The organism is Streptomyces sp. SP17BM10 (assembly GCF_036322405.1).
GTDB lineage: Bacteria > Actinomycetota > Actinomycetes > Streptomycetales > Streptomycetaceae > Kitasatospora.
In genome coordinates this window covers 1-337 of the sequence record NZ_JAQYXB010000407.1, presented here as the reverse complement: position 1 = coordinate 337, position 337 = coordinate 1, and the positions used below count along the sequence as shown (strand labels likewise).

Here is a 337-nt window from a genome sequence, read left to right as displayed (position 1 = left end):
TTTTTTTTTTTGTTTTTTTGGGTGTGGGGGGGGGGGGTTTTGTGGGGGGTGGGGTGTGGGTGTGTTTTTGTGGGGGTGGGGTTGTTGTTTTTGGGTTTGTTTTTTTTTTTTTTTTTTTTTGTTTTTTTTTTTGGGTGTTTTTTGTGTTTGTTTTTTTTTTTTGTTGTGTTTTTGGTGTTTTTTTGGTGGGGGGGGGGCGGGCCCGGGCCGGCGCGCCCAGGCCCGACACCGCGCAGCTCTGGCGACCGGGTTGGACGGCGGGTAAGGGCAGGCACCAGGAGGGCTGGCGGCGCGGGAGCCCCCGCCCCGCCGGGGGCGCCCTCACCGTCGCAGGGGG

General features: G+C 57.3%; 1 protein-coding gene. It reads left to right on the top strand.

Features of this window, described 5'->3' with window-relative positions:
• Window positions 1–59: 59 nt before the first annotated feature.
• The coding region (locus PUR71_RS03345) for a hypothetical protein (RefSeq protein WP_329924787.1) at window positions 60–337 on the top strand (278 nt) is incomplete at its 3' end.